This window comes from Gottfriedia luciferensis (assembly GCF_001712755.1).
In the GTDB taxonomy this organism is placed as follows: Bacteria; Bacillota; Bacilli; order Bacillales; family Bacillaceae_G; genus Gottfriedia; species Gottfriedia luciferensis_B.
This window is the reverse complement of the sequence record NZ_MDKC01000012.1, coordinates 51,045-67,529: the sequence shown is the minus strand read 5'-3', so window position 1 is coordinate 67,529 and position 16,485 is coordinate 51,045. Positions and strand designations below refer to the sequence as shown.

The 16,485-nt window shown below is 34.4% G+C and carries 15 protein-coding genes and 1 rRNA gene; 1 reads left to right on the top strand and 15 read right to left on the bottom strand.

The features are described 5' to 3' along the window. Positions 1-65, bottom strand: a 16S ribosomal RNA gene (locus BED47_RS10340); the annotation flags it as partial. A gap of 298 nt (positions 66-363) precedes the next feature. Beyond that, complete coding sequence (locus BED47_RS23700) at positions 364-540, bottom strand: hypothetical protein (protein ID WP_175403482.1); 177 nt, start codon at positions 538-540, stop codon at positions 364-366. Positions 541-698: 158 nt separating this feature from the next. Between BED47_RS23700 and pdaB the strand changes: the two genes are divergently transcribed. Further along, entirely contained in the window at positions 699-1,466 is a 768-nt protein-coding gene (pdaB, locus tag BED47_RS10335; protein ID WP_069033632.1) for a polysaccharide deacetylase family sporulation protein PdaB, read from the top strand. Positions 1,467-1,487: 21 nt separating this feature from the next. Here the strand turns inward: pdaB and BED47_RS10330 are convergent, their stop codons facing one another. From BED47_RS10330 to rplM, 13 genes are all read right to left on the bottom strand, one after another. After that, the gene (locus BED47_RS10330; protein WP_069033631.1) at positions 1,488-2,075 is read right to left on the bottom strand and encodes a KinB-signaling pathway activation protein; all 588 of its coding nucleotides are present in this window, start codon (positions 2,073-2,075) and stop codon (positions 1,488-1,490) included. Between the two features lie 192 nt (positions 2,076-2,267). After that, positions 2,268-3,329, bottom strand: coding sequence for an Mrp/NBP35 family ATP-binding protein (locus BED47_RS10325; RefSeq protein WP_069033630.1), 1,062 nt, complete (start codon positions 3,327-3,329; stop codon positions 2,268-2,270). A 466-nt stretch (positions 3,330-3,795) separates the two neighbouring features. Next, a complete protein-coding gene (cwlD, locus tag BED47_RS10320) occupies positions 3,796-4,506 on the bottom strand; it encodes an N-acetylmuramoyl-L-alanine amidase CwlD (protein ID WP_069033629.1) in 711 nt (236 codons plus the stop codon). Positions 4,507-4,564: 58 nt separating this feature from the next. Then, the gene (locus BED47_RS10315; protein WP_069033628.1) at positions 4,565-4,996 is read right to left on the bottom strand and encodes a DUF2521 family protein; all 432 of its coding nucleotides are present in this window, start codon (positions 4,994-4,996) and stop codon (positions 4,565-4,567) included. Positions 4,997-5,207: 211 nt separating this feature from the next. Then, positions 5,208-6,476: an S-adenosylmethionine decarboxylase related protein gene (locus BED47_RS10310; protein WP_069033627.1), complete on the bottom strand. Its 1,269-nt coding sequence runs from the start codon at positions 6,474-6,476 to the stop codon at positions 5,208-5,210. 163 nt (positions 6,477-6,639) lie between these two features. Further along, a complete protein-coding gene (locus BED47_RS10305) occupies positions 6,640-7,965 on the bottom strand; it encodes a phage portal protein (protein ID WP_069033626.1) in 1,326 nt (441 codons plus the stop codon). 221 nt (positions 7,966-8,186) lie between these two features. Beyond that, on the bottom strand, positions 8,187-9,119 hold the full coding sequence (locus tag BED47_RS10300) for a response regulator (RefSeq protein WP_069033625.1): 933 nt from the start codon (positions 9,117-9,119) through the stop codon (positions 8,187-8,189). Continuing rightward, positions 9,116-10,429 (bottom strand): ATP-binding protein, encoded by a 1,314-nt coding sequence (locus tag BED47_RS10295; RefSeq protein WP_439097779.1) that lies wholly within the window; start codon positions 10,427-10,429, stop codon positions 9,116-9,118. Before BED47_RS10295 ends, BED47_RS10300 begins: the two co-directional genes overlap by 4 nt. Before the next feature lie 114 nt (positions 10,430-10,543). Beyond that, entirely contained in the window at positions 10,544-12,238 is a 1,695-nt protein-coding gene (locus BED47_RS10290; protein WP_069033624.1) for an NAD-dependent malic enzyme, read from the bottom strand. Positions 12,239-12,470: 232 nt separating this feature from the next. Then, entirely contained in the window at positions 12,471-13,907 is a 1,437-nt protein-coding gene (gene aspA / locus BED47_RS10285) for an aspartate ammonia-lyase (RefSeq protein WP_069033623.1), read from the bottom strand. 18 nt (positions 13,908-13,925) lie between these two features. Beyond that, complete coding sequence (locus tag BED47_RS10280) at positions 13,926-15,197, bottom strand: cation:dicarboxylate symporter family transporter (RefSeq protein ID WP_069033622.1); 1,272 nt, start codon at positions 15,195-15,197, stop codon at positions 13,926-13,928. A gap of 372 nt (positions 15,198-15,569) precedes the next feature. Continuing rightward, entirely contained in the window at positions 15,570-15,962 is a 393-nt protein-coding gene (gene rpsI / locus BED47_RS10275) for a 30S ribosomal protein S9 (protein WP_056467505.1), read from the bottom strand. Between the two features lie 21 nt (positions 15,963-15,983). Further along, positions 15,984-16,421 (bottom strand): 50S ribosomal protein L13, encoded by a 438-nt coding sequence (gene rplM, locus BED47_RS10270; protein ID WP_056467502.1) that lies wholly within the window; start codon positions 16,419-16,421, stop codon positions 15,984-15,986. Positions 16,422-16,485: the final 64 nt, after the last annotated feature.

Here is a 16,485-nt window from a genome sequence, read left to right as displayed (position 1 = left end):
TCGACTTGCATGTATTAGGCACGCCGCCAGCGTTCGTCCTGAGCCAGGATCAAACTCTCCATAAAAGTTAAGTTTAAATCTTGTATTGCTCAAAAAACTAATAATTGACGTTTACTTCATGTTTTGTTTAGTTTTCAAAGTTCACTTTATCGCTCGTAAGCGACTTTTTAATATTACCATTTCGTAATATAGCCTGTCAACATTTTTTAAAAATTATTTTTTAATTTGTTGAATCAGTTTTTGTTGTCGTTGAAGACAAGAAATAATATACCACGTATTCAAATATAACGTCAACACAAAAATTGATTTTTTTTAAAATCTTTTTCATGGGATAAATGTACAAGCCTATTTAAGCGAATTCTCCTATAACGGTAATCTATTATACACTTCGTTTAGGATTTTCTTCTTTTGAATCATTTCATTTCTAACTCTACCATTTAAATTATGCGATGATAGCTCTTTATCTAATTCATATAGCGAACGTATTATGAGTGACTCGATCTCTAATACATGCTCCTTATTTAGAAGTATTCCAAACATAACCCCCACCCCATGGCACTTTTGGTTTAATTCGATTTTAAACCCATTATTATTGTTCTAAATACTTAAAACATTTAATCATTTCGTTTTATAGCATACAAGCTTACTAAATCTCATATCCTTTATATAAGAACTTGGACAAGAAAGAAGGCGATTTTATGCTTTTTTACTTTTACATCACTTCAAAAAGAAAATTAAAGCAATTTTCTTTAATTACTATTATTGCATTTTTTACAGCTTGCTTAGTTTATATACAAGCACCTAAAACATTTTCAACTTTTTCAACAAACAAGGGGCCAATGGCAATTTACAAAGGTGATGCCTCACAAAAAAATGTAGCTCTTACTTTTGATATAAGCTGGGGCGATGAAAATGTACTCAAAGTTTTGGACGTATTACGAAATCAAAAAATTACGAATGCCACTTTTTTCTTATCTGCATCATGGGCAGAGCGACATCCAGAAATCGTTGAAACAATCGTTAAACAAGGTCACGAAATTGGAACACTTGGGTATCGTTATAAAAGCTACACCCAGCTAACTCCAGTTGAAATGCAAAGAGATTTAAATAATTCAGCAGAAGTATTTAATCGTCTAGGTGTAAAAGACGTTAAGTTATTTAGACCACCAAATGGTGAATATAATAAAGAAGTTATAAAGCTTGCTGCACGGAACAATCTTTCTGTGATACATTGGAGTGTTAATACTGAAGACTGGAGAAATCCGGGAACAAATAAAATTGTTAAAACCGTAGAAAATAATACTGATCCGGGCGACATCATTTTGCTTCATGCAAGTGATTCGGCACTTCAAACGCCAAAAGCATTGCCATTAATTTGGTCCTACCTAAAAGACGAAGGATATAAAAACATAACTGTTTCTCAAATGATATCTAATACTAAAACCAATATTAAAATTGTAAAATAAAAAAGCTAAGAGATATTTCTCTTAGCTTTTTAGTATTTTGTGTAGAGTTAATAACTGATACGCATTACAAATAAATAAAGGTACTAACATTAAAATTAACCACGAAAGATCATTTTGTCTTAATGCTGGGACCCATTCAACGATTGTAACGACAATCATAAAAAATAATGCTGGAATAAACGCCCCTTTGTTTGTTTCTTTCATTTTTATATAAGAAACAATCAAACTACCTACCAAAAGCACTATTGGGAATATTAAATATAAAGTAAAAGCTTCTCCGTGCGCATACTCTTTAAATCGAAAATAAGCTAAATCAAATAAAGCAAATATGATTAACACAATTTGAACTGTATTCCATAATGACTTAAATAAGCCTAATCCGAATCTATGTATCGTCAAATATGCAAAGAATCCCATCTGACTTACTGCACTGAATACTAATCCTAATATAAATAAAAATGATACTTCTACTAGAAGTTTAATAAATCTACCATCTTGAACATAACTTAAGTACTCTTTATACCCATAAAGCATACCCGTTACGATTGTTGCGATTCCACCAACTAGTAATGTTGTTAAAAATAATCGAACCAATTTCCGACTCGTCATTCGTTTCTTAATCCCCCGATTTCACAAAGCTTCTGATTTTCTTCTAAAATTAACGATTCATATAAAACTTTATTAACTATTTAATCAATATAAATACCCTAATAATTTAATTCATGTCTAAATATTATCAATGGTTATCGTATAACCATTGATAACAAAAAACAAGCATATAAATTAAAAGGGTATTGTTTATTATTTATTTAATACGATTTTTTCGACTACTTGATTAGCAATCGACGTATAGATTTTACCAGTTGGGTGATCTTTATCATATATTGAAGGAGCAAAGTCCTCTTCATCCCAATCAGGCTGCTGTAAAGGTAATTGTCCTAATAGAGTTGTTTGAAGCTCTTTTGCAAGCCTTTCTCCTCCACCTTTACCAAAAACATACTCTTTTTCGCCCGTTTTTTTACTTTCAAAATAACTCATATTCTCTACAACACCAATAATTTCATGATTTGTTTTTAATGCCATTACTCCCGCTCTAGCTGCAACAATTGAAGCTGTAGGATGTGGTGTCGTTACAATTATTTCTTTACAAGATGGTAACATGCTATGAACGTCTAACGCTACATCTCCTGTACCTGGTGGTAAATCTAGTAATAAATAGTCTAAATCTCCCCACTCAACTTCTGTGAAAAACTGTTGTAGCATTTTACCAAGCATTGGACCTCTCCAAATAATTGGTGAATTATCTTCTACAAAGAATCCCATTGAGATGACCTTTACTCCAAAACGATCAACTGGAATGATACGCTCACCTCTGATCACAGGTCTTGTCGTAATTCCCATCATATCAGGTACACTAAAGCCATAAATATCAGCATCAATTATACCCACTTTTTTACCTAATCTTGCTAAAGCAACAGCTAAGTTTACAGAAACAGTTGATTTTCCTACTCCACCTTTTCCACTTGCGATTGCTAAAAATTGTACTTTTTTATTATCTAATAGTGAAAGTGTTGAGTTTTCTTCATTGTTATCAATAAACTGACCTTTTTCTTCTTCTGTAAGTTCAGTAAATCGAATTCCAACTGTATCGGCACCATTCTGCTTTAATAACTGAACAATTTGTGTTTGAATTTGCATTTGTTCAGCTGTCCCCGTTTTCAACAAAGCAATTTTAACGCTTACATGTTTCTTCTCTTCTTTAATCGATATTTCTTTAACAGCATCTAATTCTGCTAATGATTTATTTAAAAATGGCTCATTAATTGTACCTAAAAGTGATAATACTTGTTCATTGGTAAGCATATTTACACCTCGTTATCTTAATATACTAAATAGTATAACACATGTATCATAGTTAGTCTTAAGTAACATTAATTAGTTAGTAAAAATGAAAACCACCGAATAATTCGGCGGTTCCTTATCGTAGACGAAGTCCAAAAAATTTGATTTTCAAGCTAATTGAATACGTTTGTCTTTCCAGGCACGAAGTTTGTGCGGAGCAGAGTTACCTTAAACGGTAATGAGCACTGTAAACAGCCAAAGTAACGAAGAAAGCGAGCGTTTTGCCGATAGTTTGAAACACCGATTAATTCGGCGGTTCCTTATCGTAGACGAAGCCCAAAAAATATGATTTTCAAACTAATTGAAAACGTTTGTCTTTCGAGGCACGAAGTCTGTGCGGAGCGGAGTTACCTTAAACGGTAATGAGCACCGTAAGCAGACGAAGTAACGAAGAAAGCGAGCGTTTGCCAATAGTTTGAAACACCGATTAATTCGGCGGTTCATTTTTATCTGTATAATATCTAATAACCCCTCTATATATAGCTGCAGCAAGTTTATCTTGATATTCTTCATCTCTTAACTGCTGAGTTTCTTCATAATTTGATAAAAAGCCAACTTCTACAAGCGCACCTGGTACTTTGGAATATTTCATCAAATAAACATGATTAATAATTTTCGCTAATCGATGAGTATTATTTAGACTTTCCCTTAGCTCTGCTTGGACGTATTTTGCAAATCGCTCATTTTCAATTAATGAACCATAATAGAATGTTTGTGCACCTTTTGAAGATGTTCTTGGTAAGGAATTTAAATGAATTGATATGTATAGGTCTGCGTCCGATCCATTAATAATTTCTACCCTTTTCCTTAAATCAACGCTTTTTCTTCTACTATATCCTTTCATTCCATCCTCTGCTAGATCGTAATCTCCATCTCTTGTCATAATAACCGTTGCGCCTTGACCTTGTAAATAATCCCTCAGTTTGTTTGTTATTGACAGAGCAACAACTTTTTCAATAACATCTCCACCTGAAGCACCTCCATCTGGTCCACCATGCCCAGCATCCAACACAATCACTTTTCCATCTAGAGGAAGTCCTCTAAAATTCCATGTCTTTGAAGTTTTTTGTAATAAAGGTATACTCAAAATCAAAAAAACAAAGGTTACAATGATAACGATTAAGTGCCATCTTTTCATTTTTTCTCCCCCTGATTGTCCTATAAAAAATATATGGGACAACTAGGAAGAATATGACTTACTTTGATAAACGAAGTCTATGTCTTCTTTCTCCTTTTACATATCCATCTAACCACCAATTATTTAAAAAAGATTTACATCGGTCAAACGGTTCTGTTTGAATATCATCCTTACGACCAAATACAGAAGAATAAAATAAATAAGCTAACCATTCAGATTCTTTAGCTGATCTTCTTTTAACATTCTCAATTGGTTCACCATAAAAACCAAAACGGCTATATCTTGCACCCAATAAATATGTTTCTACCGCTAACTCGAAACAGTAATCCTCTCTTGCTTTTCTTTGGTTAATGTCTGCGTCTATACAGTAGGAAAACGAATCCTTTAATTGGGCTTTTAATTGCATTATTTTTAGTTCTTTTAATAAACTCTTTTCAAATTTAATTTGCTTTGCTCTTCTTTTTTCTCGGAAATTTGTTATAAGATTCATGATGAAACCTCCCCGTAGCCATAGTCTAAGACGAAAAGGTGTGCTTCATTCAAAAACTACATACTTAATTTCTTCCATAAAAAAATAGTAATTTTCACAAAAAACAAAGATTTTATATAATAGAAAATTTTCAAGACTTAAATGGTTTACTCGTAGTTAAATAAAATAAAAAGAGGGGTCTTTAAAAAACTTCCTACCCTCTTTCGCATTTTTAATGATCGAATGTTTTCATTCTTTGTAAAAGTAATCCATCACTTTTTTCATTTTCTCCATATACAAACTGAGGCATATGATATTTTAAATACTGTCCATAATTACTATTTGTATTTAATACTAACTCATCTACAAAGTAGGCACCTTTTGCTACAGAATCCAAAAATAAACTTGCAACTCCTGCATAAACTCCGCAAGCGACTTGAAGGTAGGTTGCATTTGTACCGTAATTAGTGAATGAATCTTTATTGTTCATCACATTATAGATATAGCGCTCTTTATCTTCGTACACAAGTAAAACTCCAACTACGTCCTCTCCTACTAATGGAGCTGTTGAAGGATCTAGAAGCTTTTTATCAAAACCCAATATTTCGTCAGTGTTTTTTAAATTATTTCTAATTAGATTTGTTGTATGCTCATTAACACGATACACAAAACCGCTTTCTAAGTTGAACAATTTGCCAATAATAAATACTTCTTCATGTGGCATAAGACAACCATAAAAGACTTTTTCCCCCAATGTTACTTTAAACTCAACAGAATAAACATCATCATACAAGAAGATGGGAATATTTTGTTTAACAAACATAGGAAAGCTTGTGACTGCCTCTTCTAGGAAGCAATCTGGGGACCATGTGGTGTAAATTGTTTCTTTTTGAGCGATTGAAGGGTTTTCATAAAAAGAATTATCATGTTCAACAATGTAACATGCAAGAGGTTTTTCGAAAGGGAATTGGTTCATTAAATCGATTGCCATCCATTGCACAATCCCAGGATTCATTCCTGAACCAATAATTGCTGTAGTATTTTTAAACTTTCGTTTATTTTCCTCGAAGATACGTAAGCGTTCTTTAAGTGGGAACCCAGAACTAATGCTTTCATCCTCATCTACTATTTCACTTTCTAAAGCAGTGTTGACATATTTCACACCAAACTCATTACAGCAGCGCAACATTTCAACAGAATCCGCTCTAGAAACATCAACTACAATAACTGTATTACTCTCTATGAGATGTTTTTTCATTAAATCAATATTATTAACATTCATTTCATGAAATGTAACGTTTTCTATTAGGTTAGGAATAATCCTTTCAAAATAGGTTAAATCTTTCTGTTTCAAATCAATTAAATGAAACCTGGCATTTTTTATTATCTGTTGGAGCGGATCATTTGGATCTTTTGCCGCTTTATTAAATATAGAAAGCACTGCCTTTGCCACTCCGCCAGAACTACCTAATAGGGTAATAATCGCATCTTTTTCAAACATATAAACAACTCCATAAATTGGTTTAATATTAGCTTTTACTTTACTATATGAACCAATGGAAAAAGTGTTCGGACAAGTATCCTATCTATCTAACCTATGCCAACTTTCTAATTGAAAAAAAAAAGCCTAACTAATAATTAGTTAATAGCTCTATTTTATCTAATTAACTATTTTTATCGTCTGTTTCTGGTTTTTCTAACAGTTTCTTCTGTTGTTCCATACAAAACTCTTTAAATTGTTTACATTCTTCTAAACACTCTTGTCTGCATTTTTCAATTTCTTCTTCGCGTTTCTTTTCTCTTTCAACGCGCAACTCAAATTCTCTATCTCTTTCTTTCTGATCGATTGGAGCAGTATCCGTTTTTAGCAGTGGAACATCTCCTCTTTGGATTGGTCCGATTCCCATTAAGGAACGCCATTCATTAGGAGTTAAGGAAGCTCGTTCTACCATAATTGAAAATGCTAATTTTGTTGCAATTGATGCAAATTCTAAGTTAGATGCTTCAAAAACGATCCGATTACCATTTTTTCGCTCCGCTGGAGTAAAGAATTTACGTGTAAATTCATTATTCAGCTGGATGACTAATGGATTAATTACGGCTTCATTATACGCATTCCATTGGTCCTCGTTAAATGTACTCTGTACTATGTTTTCATTCGTATTAAAAAACATAAGGATTCGTCTAATTGCATCATTAGTTCTTTGGGGCTCTGGTGCATAGTTACTTGCGGGTACTTGTTGTAAAGTGTAAGTTGGCTCCGAAAAACCTGCTTTTACACCATCTCCTGTATATTTCATATAATTGTTTACAAACTCATTCGTATTCTTAATCAGATCATCTTGATCTAGTACTTCCTTAAAGTTTAATAACCAATTCATAAAACGATTGTTACTTACATTATTGACGATACTGTCATCTACTGAATCAATCACTTCTAATAAAGGAAGTAAAGGATCATATGGGGGCGTTCCAAATAGATCATTACTATTAAAATCTTTTCTTAAATGAATGATATCGCTATAAGGTAAAATTAGTACATTTTTAGTTTTGAATGTGAATTTTAATAAGATCAAACCTTGATTATTTTCGAGCACTTCAACCTTCGTGCAAGGAATAGGAAAAATAGCGGTAGGATAGCCAAAATCATTTCGCTTTATAAATGCGAACGCATTACTATTTAGGTCAAGCTGAGTTACCATTTTCTCTAAAAGTAATTGCCTAGACATAAATGGATTTGGCTCTTGCAGTACATTATAAATCCATGGATCAGGGTTAATCTTGCATTCTCTATTATTTTCTCTAACATGCGTTACTTTTAGTTTTCCAATTGCATTAGCTTTAGGTCTAATACATGCCCTGATCACATCATTCTTAAATAATGTATCGCCTAATGTTAATTGGCCATCCCCTTCATCATTTAATAACTCAAAAGAACTAGTACTTGATTGAAAATTCATTTTACCCATTATCCAGTCGATTAAGCCCAATGTACATCACCCCTAACCTAGATGGCCATAGGTATAATTTATTAAGGTATATTATTTTATTCTTTTAAAACTCTTCTATGCTACAATTCAAGAATGAATTATTAGAATTTTTTAATTTTTAATCATTTTAGAATATGAGTATACTATTTAGTTTATTCCAGAAAGTAATCATATACAAAAAAGCCCTCAAAAGCGTTTGAGGGCCAGATAAAATTTTATTATTAATATCTTTCAACTAAAAGTTGTTTCGATTCAAAGTATAAAACTTGTATAAATTTCTTTGCATTAATGCGAGTATGCGTTGATGAAGCCAAGGATACTTGCTTCAATTCACTCATTCTTTGACGAACTGTTTCAAAATCAAAAAACTTTGAAGCATAATTTTCAAATTTAGGGTTCGCAAAATCTGTCAGTCCTATTGATGCCATATGGTTTAAAGATTGATAAATTGCCCTACGAACTCGTTGTTCTGATGATTTCCTTTCCCGCTCAACGTCTTCTGGAGAATTTACAATCCCTAGCTTTTTCAAACTGATGTGAGTGTATATATCCTTTAATGTAGGAAACCCTGCCTCTAAGCCCAAATTCGTTTCATATTCATAGAGGTAATTGAGCATATCAAGCAAGTCCTTGCTCCCATTTTCTCCAGCTATGCCAAGTTCTGATAATAGAACTTGTCCCCAATCTGTAATTTTCTTTTTATCAGATACTGGATTATGTTGATTGATTGAATTTACATCAAAAACATTACTTAATGACTTTTGAATATCAAGAATCGATCGCTCAAGTCGAATTCGCTCCAAGACCTTTCTAACAACCGATATCACTTCAATTTTGTTCAACGGCTTAGTAATGTAATATTCGATACCAAGAGAATAAGCTTCTCCGATCAATTCTTTCGACTCCACTTGAGAAATCATAATAATTTTCCCTTTGAATGAAGATCCCATTCTCCGTATTGTTTCTATACCGTCCTGAAGAGGCATTAATAGATCAATAAATAATATATCAACATGATTTATTTCGAGTGTATTTGTATCTAAAAAAAAGCCGTCTTCCGCCTCACCAACCACTTCACCTAACTCTTCATCCTCTATGATTTGTGATAACATCGATCGAAAGACTTCATCATCATCTGTGATATAAAAGTTCATAAATTCATCCTTTCTAAGACGAGAGCTCCGATTGGTAGTCGGATCGTAAAAATACATTCACTCTCTTTTTGATTGAGAATAACTTCTCCTCCCAGTTCTTCTGCCATTTCTTTGATATAGGATAAACCAATTCCTGTAGAAGGGGTTCCATCATCGCTATATTTAGACGTAAACCCAGGTTTAAAAATAAGCTTCATATTTTTTGAAGGAACTCCAGGTCCATTATCAATAACCTTACATTCAATCCAATCTTCAGCTTTTTCTATTGATAAGAGAATTCTCCCTTTAAGCTCTATAGCTTCAACTGCGTTCGCAACTAAGTTATTAATAAATGATAGCATTAGATAAATATGATAGTGCGGATGTTCTCCTTTTATATGAGAAACAAACTCAATTTTTTTTCCTAGCATGCCTGCATATTTTTGATTAATTCGTATAACCATTGTGACTAAATCATTTACACTCATATATTCAGGCAAACTTTCACTAGTAATTAGTTTAGAAAGTCCAGCGAAAATTCTTTGGTTATCCTTTTTTATTTCATGAACCTCTCCTGCAATTCTTAAAGATTTGCTACCCCATTTTTCGATTGGAACGCCTAAATCTTGTTTGTACTTACTCATGTCTCGATATAAATTGTAGGATTCTTTTGTTATTGTTTCGGCATTTTGTAATGTTTTTTTCAAATAAACAGACTCTACGTACAAATTGGATAAATGCATAAGCATATTTTCATTCTCTTTACGAGTTTGTGATTCCTTCAGTTTTAGTTCGTAAAGCTTCATCATATTGATAAATGCTAATACAAAAAAACTTCTAAACACCGCAATAATAATAATTTTGTTTAACTCATCCACAGTAAGTGAAGATCCCATTCCATAAAGTTGCAGTATTAATTCGATTAAACTAGAAGTGATCTCAATCGTAATACCGAAAATTCCTATTAGCAAAGGGTGCTGAAACTGATTTACTTTTAATAAATAAAAGAAAACGGAAAATGAAAAATAATATAAAAAAGTAGGAAATCTGACCGAAAAGGATGAAGCAAAATTAAAATCTGTCAATACTAACCAATCTAGTCCAACACGGAATACAAAAACAGATATGCCTATTAACAGCCCTATTAGAACAGAATGATAATTCCTAAAATACAATAAAGAAAAGAAAAAAATTGGGGTTCCAAAACTAACACGAAATATATTATCAAATGGATGAAAGTTTAGTTCACCGGCTATCGGAACAATAACCATAAGTGCAATAACAATCCAGAAATCTTTACCTTGCAATCCTTTAGATTTCAAATCCGCCACTTCCTGATTTTTGCTACTAGTATATCGTCTTGTTGTTATTAACACAATGATCCTCCATACTACTAAATTTCATAAGAAAATACAGCTTGATGAAACAAGCTGTATTTTTTATTTTTATATAGTGACCAATTCTTTAGTAGCTTTAATAGGTCGATATGCAGGCTCCCACATAGCGTTACGTACAGCTTGCTCAATATCGTCGTGTACAACTCGAGCTACCCCGTCAGCAACTGCTGCTTTTGCTACTTCAATCGCAACTACTTCTGAAATAGTACGTAGATTCTCAATTTGAGGTAGTAATGGTGCACCTAATTTACTTACATCGATCATTTCCGCTACAGCTTCTGCTGCCGCTGCAAACATTCCATCAGTAATAATACTTGCGCGTGAAACATTTGTTCCAAGTCCTAAGCCTGGGAAAATAAGAGCGTTATTTGATTGACCAATTACATAAACCGTTTTGTTATATGTTACTGGAGCAAAAGGACTTCCTGTTGCTACCAATGCTCTTCCTTCAGTCCACTTGATTAAATCAGAAGGCTTTGCTTCTGCAAGTGGTGTAGGATTGGACATCGGTAAAATTACAGGTCTTTCAACATGTGCTGCCATATCTCTTACAATCTCTTCTGTGAAAGCACCGGCAACAGTTGAAGTACCAATTAAGATCGTAGGATGAACTTGGCTTACAACTTCTGCTAGGCTTGCACCTGAATTATTTTCCTCGATAGGGCGTGCATATGGTTGTTGGAAGTCGAACAACCCTTCCATATCCTCTGCAAGCAATCCATTTCTGTCAATACACCAGAATCTGCGGTTTGCTAATTCGAATGAAAGGCCTTCACGTACCATTGCATCACGTACTTGATCTGCTATTCCAATACCTGCTGCTCCTGCACCGAATACAACTACACGATGTTCACTTAATGGAATACCAGATGCATTCACTGCCGCTAGCACAGCTGCAAGTGATACAGCTCCTGTACCTTGAATATCATCATTGAAAGTACAAACTTGGTGACGATACCTATCTAAAATGTTTCGCGCATTTTTAGAGCTAAAATCCTCCCAATGAAGTAATGCATTTGGGAATTTTTCGACTGCAGTCGTTACAAACTTATCAATAAACGCATCATATCGGCTATCGCGAACGCGAGGATGTCTGTTTCCAACATAAAATGGATTATCTAGTAGCTCTTCGCGATCAGTACCGACATCTAAAATGACTGGTAATACTCGTGCTGGATCAATACCTGCCGCAGCTGTATATACCGCTAATTTACCGATTGCGATATTAATACCTCCAACTCCCCAGTCACCAATTCCTAATATTCCTTCACCGTCAGTAATAACGATTAAATCAATTTCATCTGCATTTGCGCCATAATTATCAAATGCTTGTTCGATACCATCTTCTTCATTAATCGATAAATACAAACCACGAGGTCTTCTATATTCATTACTATAACGTTGAATCGCTAAACCAACTGTTGGTGTATAAACAACAGGAAGCATTTCTGGTAAGTGATCAGTTAGTACTCGATAAAATAACGTTTCATTACGATCATGTAAAGCTGATAATGCAACATTTTTATGCAAATCAGTAGGTTGTGACGAGAATTGCGCGTAAGCACGTTTAGCTTGCTCCTCCAGCGTCAGTACAGCTGGCGGTAATAATCCTGTTAAACCTAATTCTTTTCGTTCCTCTTGAGTAAATGCAACTCCTTTATTAAGCATTGGCACACCTAATAATTCGGCACCTCGCAAGGTAGTCTCCACTTCACCATTCGAACCTACCTTGAATTTATGCATATAATCCCATCCCTTATCTATCTATTTTATTTTATTTTTATCTTTTTTAGTTAAGCAAAAAAGGGCTTTTCGCCCTTACTTTGTAATAATTAATTGTCAAACTAATTTAAAATGACTGTTCTTTCAATGTGCAAAGCGAGAAGCGGTGCTAAATTTACATACATGGCGGTATAAGCACCGCAAACAGGCTAAGCAACATAGAAAGTGAGCGTAAATCAGAAGGCTGACTGTTTTATTGACGCTCTAAAAGAACTGCACCAGCAATACCAGGGTGAGTCATTTCAAATGGATCTAAAATTAAATCAAGTTCTTCTTCTGATAATACGTCATATTTTAAGCAAAGTTCACGAATTGGTTTTCCTGTTAGAATTGCTTCTCTAGCTATTCTCGCAGCAACTTCATAACCGATATGTGGATTAACCGCTGTGATTAGACCAACGCTCTTTTCTACATATTCTTTCATTCTGTCTTCATTCGCTTCAATTCCTTTTAAACAATTATCTGTAAACGCACGGAATGCATTATTCATAATGTTAATTGATTGAAGTAAATTAAATACTAGAACAGGCTCCATAACGTTTAATTCTAATTGTCCTGCTTCAGACGCTAAACAGATTGTATGATCATTACCGATTACTTGGAAAGCAACTTGGTTAATTACTTCTGCCATTACAGGATTTACTTTACCTGGCATAATAGATGAACCTGGTTGACGAGCTGGCAATGAAATTTCACCAAGTCCTGCACGTGGGCCTGAAGCCATTAAACGTAAATCATTCGCAATTTTAGACATATTCATCATACATACTTTTAGAGCAGCCGATACTTCTGTATAAGCATCAGTGTTTTGAGTAGCATCAACAAGATGCTCAGCTCCAACAAGTGATAATCCGCTTATTTCAGCAAGTTGCTTAACAACTAGTTCAATATAGCGTGGATCTGCATTTAAACCTGTCCCAACCGCTGTAGCTCCCATATTTACCTCATATAAGTGCTGACGAGATTGTTCGATACGTTTTATATCACGACCAAGTACTCGAGAATATGCTTCGAATTCTTGTCCTAAACGAATCGGTACTGCATCTTGTAAGTGAGTACGGCCCATTTTAATTACATGGTCAAATTCTTTTGCCTTTAAGTCAAATAAATCACGCATATAATTCATTGTGTTTAATAATTTCTCTAACATATTTAAAGTCGCGATATGAATTGCAGTTGGGAATGCATCATTTGTAGACTGCGACATATTTACATGGGTATTAGGACTAATGCAGAAATAGTCACCTTTTTCTTTACCTAGAATTTCAAGCGCACGATTTGCAATAACCTCATTTGCATTCATATTCATTGATGTCCCTGCGCCACCTTGGATAGGATCAACAATGAACTGATCATGCCATTTTCCCTCAATAATTTCTTGAGCTGCCTCTGCAATCGCTTTACCATTTCCTTCATAAAGGCGTTTTGTTTCTACGTTAGCAAGTGCTGCTGCCTTCTTTACAATTGCTAAAGCTTTAATAAGCTCTTCGTGAATTTTATAACCAGTAATAGGAAAGTTCTCAACTGCGCGTAATGTTTGGACACCATAGTAGGCATCTGCAGGAATTTCTTTTTCCCCTAAAAAATCTTTTTCAATGCGTATGTTTGGTTTAATTTCAGTAGCCGCCATTTGTTTTTTCTCCCATCTTTACGCAACTTTTGATTCCTTAATAGACTCAATATATTGTTGCGCTTTCTCTTTATCGTATTCGCCTTCCCATTTCGCCATCGTAATGGCCGCTAACGAGTTTCCTAATACATTTACTGCAGAACGAACCATATCTAAAATACGGTCAATACCCGCAATTAATGCGATTCCTTCTAAAGGTAATCCCATTGAACCTAGTGTAGCCAGTACTACTACGAACGATGCACCAGGGACACCGGCCATACCTTTTGATGTAAGCATTAGTACAAATAATAATGTTATCTGCTCCATAAATGACATGTGAATATTGTACATCTGAGCAACAAATAATGCAGCAAGAGCTTGGTAAATCGCTGAACCCGTTAAGTTAAATGAGTACCCTGTCGGTATAACAAAGGATACAATTGCTTTTGGACAACCCATTTCTTCCATCTTTTTCATAATGTTTGGAAGTACTGCTTCCGAACTTGCTGTTGTAAATGAAAGAATCAGCTCTTCCTTTAAAATCTTCATTAGTGTAAAAATATTCGTCCCTGTCATTTTAGCATTAATACCTAAAATAACAATAGCAAAAAATGCCACAGTTATATAAACAGCTAAAACAAGTTTACCAAGTGGTAATAAAGTACTTACACCAAACTTTGCAACTGTTACAGCAATCAACGCGAAAACCCCAAACGGAGCAGTTTTCATAACTTGATTAGTAACCCAAAACATCGCTTCTAATACGCCTTCAAAAAATCCAAGAACAGGCTTCCCTTTTTCCCCTATCGCTGCTACTCCTAAACCAAATAAAACAGAGAAGAAAATAATCGGCAATAAATCACCTTGTGCCATTGATTCAAATACATTTTTCGGGAAAATATGAACAATTGTCTCTGCAAAACCACTTTGTTGTGTTGCAGTCGCTGTTTGTTCATATGCTGAAATATCACCTTTTTGCAGATGAGTCATATCCACGCCTTTACCTGGGTGGAATAAATTCGCTGCAAGCATTCCAATTCCTAGTGCAATGGTCGTAATAATTTCAAAATAAAGAAGTGTTTTTCCTCCAAGTTTTCCTAGCTTCTTTATATCCCCTACACCTGCTACAGCTACTACAAGAGCTGAAATTACAATTGGCATAACGATCATTTTAATTAAATGAATAAAGATATCACCAATCGGTTGAATATAAGATATTGCCTTTTCGTTTCCGTATACTAAAGCTCCTACAACAATACCTAATATAAGAGCAACAAAGATTTGCGTAGCTAATCCAAATTTCTTCATATAAATCCCCCTTGTTAACGCTTTCATATATATAAATGAAATACATAACTAATTTTAAATGCAAACCTACAAAACAATACAAAAACCTACAAACGCTCTTAAAATAATTATAAAAAGTTTCAAAAAAGCTAAATGCTTGACCATTATTGAACAATGAGGAGAGCAAAGAATAGAAGTGCGAGTAAAAAAAACCGTTTCATTTTGGAATAACAACAGGGATGCAACAATCAAAGGAAAGATCAGAGAAAAGGAAGCAGTTGAGTGGAAGGATTGAACATAGGAATTTCAATTATATATATGATGAATAAACCCGCAAAATAAAAAAACTCCTGTCCACAAAGTGGAGAGGAGTTTTGAACGTATAAATAAAAATTAACGTTTTGAGAACTGAGGAGCTCTACGTGCACCTTTAAGACCGTATTTTTTACGCTCTTTCATACGTGCATCACGAGTTAATAATCCAGCGCGTTTTAAAGTTCCGCGGTATTCAGGATCAACTTGTAATAATGCTCTTGAGATACCGTGACGAATTGCACCAGCTTGACCAGTGTATCCACCACCGTTAACGTTTACTAAAATATCATAGCTACCTAATGTTTCAGTTGCAACAAGTGGTTGTTTAACAACTTCTCTTAATGCAGCGAATGGGATGTAATCTTCAAAATCACGACCGTTAATGATAACGCGTCCTTCGCCAGGAACTAAACGTACACGAGCTACTGAGCTTTTACGACGTCCTGTGCCATAGTATTGTACTTGTGCCATGTGAATGCCCTCCTTTTATAATTATCCGCGAAGTTCGTAAACTTCTGGTTTTTGTGCTTGGTGTGGATGCTCGTTACCAGCATACACGTGTAACTTTTTAATTTGAGCACGTCCAAGACGTCCTTTTGGAAGCATACCTTTAACAGCTAACTCAAGCATTTTAACTGGGTAGTTAGTACGCATTTCTAAAGCTGTACGCTCTTTTAAACCACCAGCATACATTGTATGACGGTAGTAAATTTTATTGTTTAATTTGTTTCCTGTTAATTCAACTTTCTCAGCATTGATGATGATTACGTTATCACCTGTATCAACGTGTGGTGTGAAAGTTGGTTTGTGCTTACCGCGAAGTAAAGTAGCTACTTCAGTTGCAAGACGACCTAAAGTTTTTCCTTCAGCGTCTACAACGAACCACTTACGTTCAACTTCGCTAGCTTTTGCCATATAAGTTGTGCGCATTCTATTTTCCTCCTAATACAATATACATAAAGTAAAATTGTTTTTATTGTTTATCTTTAACACG

Excerpts from the sequence above, each read along its gene's own strand:
- BED47_RS23700 (WP_175403482.1), bottom strand. The coding sequence starts at position 540 with ATGTTTGGAATACTTCTAAATAAGGAGCATGTATTAGAGATCGAGTCA.
- pdaB (WP_069033632.1), top strand. The coding sequence starts at position 699 with ATGCTTTTTTACTTTTACATCACTTCAAAAAGAAAATTAAAGCAATTT.
- BED47_RS10330 (WP_069033631.1), bottom strand. The coding sequence starts at position 2,075 with ATGACGAGTCGGAAATTGGTTCGATTATTTTTAACAACATTACTAGTT.
- BED47_RS10325 (WP_069033630.1), bottom strand. The coding sequence starts at position 3,329 with ATGCTTACCAATGAACAAGTATTATCACTTTTAGGTACAATTAATGAG.
- cwlD (WP_069033629.1), bottom strand. The coding sequence starts at position 4,506 with ATGAAAAGATGGCACTTAATCGTTATCATTGTAACCTTTGTTTTTTTG.
- BED47_RS10315 (WP_069033628.1), bottom strand. The coding sequence starts at position 4,996 with ATGAATCTTATAACAAATTTCCGAGAAAAAAGAAGAGCAAAGCAAATT.
- BED47_RS10310 (WP_069033627.1), bottom strand. The coding sequence starts at position 6,476 with ATGTTTGAAAAAGATGCGATTATTACCCTATTAGGTAGTTCTGGCGGA.
- BED47_RS10300 (WP_069033625.1), bottom strand. The coding sequence starts at position 9,119 with ATGAACTTTTATATCACAGATGATGATGAAGTCTTTCGATCGATGTTA.
- BED47_RS10290 (WP_069033624.1), bottom strand. The coding sequence starts at position 12,238 with ATGCATAAATTCAAGGTAGGTTCGAATGGTGAAGTGGAGACTACCTTG.
- aspA (WP_069033623.1), bottom strand. The coding sequence starts at position 13,907 with ATGGCGGCTACTGAAATTAAACCAAACATACGCATTGAAAAAGATTTT.
- BED47_RS10280 (WP_069033622.1), bottom strand. The coding sequence starts at position 15,197 with ATGAAGAAATTTGGATTAGCTACGCAAATCTTTGTTGCTCTTATATTA.
- rpsI (WP_056467505.1), bottom strand. The coding sequence starts at position 15,962 with ATGGCACAAGTACAATACTATGGCACAGGACGTCGTAAAAGCTCAGTA.
- rplM (WP_056467502.1), bottom strand. The coding sequence starts at position 16,421 with ATGCGCACAACTTATATGGCAAAAGCTAGCGAAGTTGAACGTAAGTGG.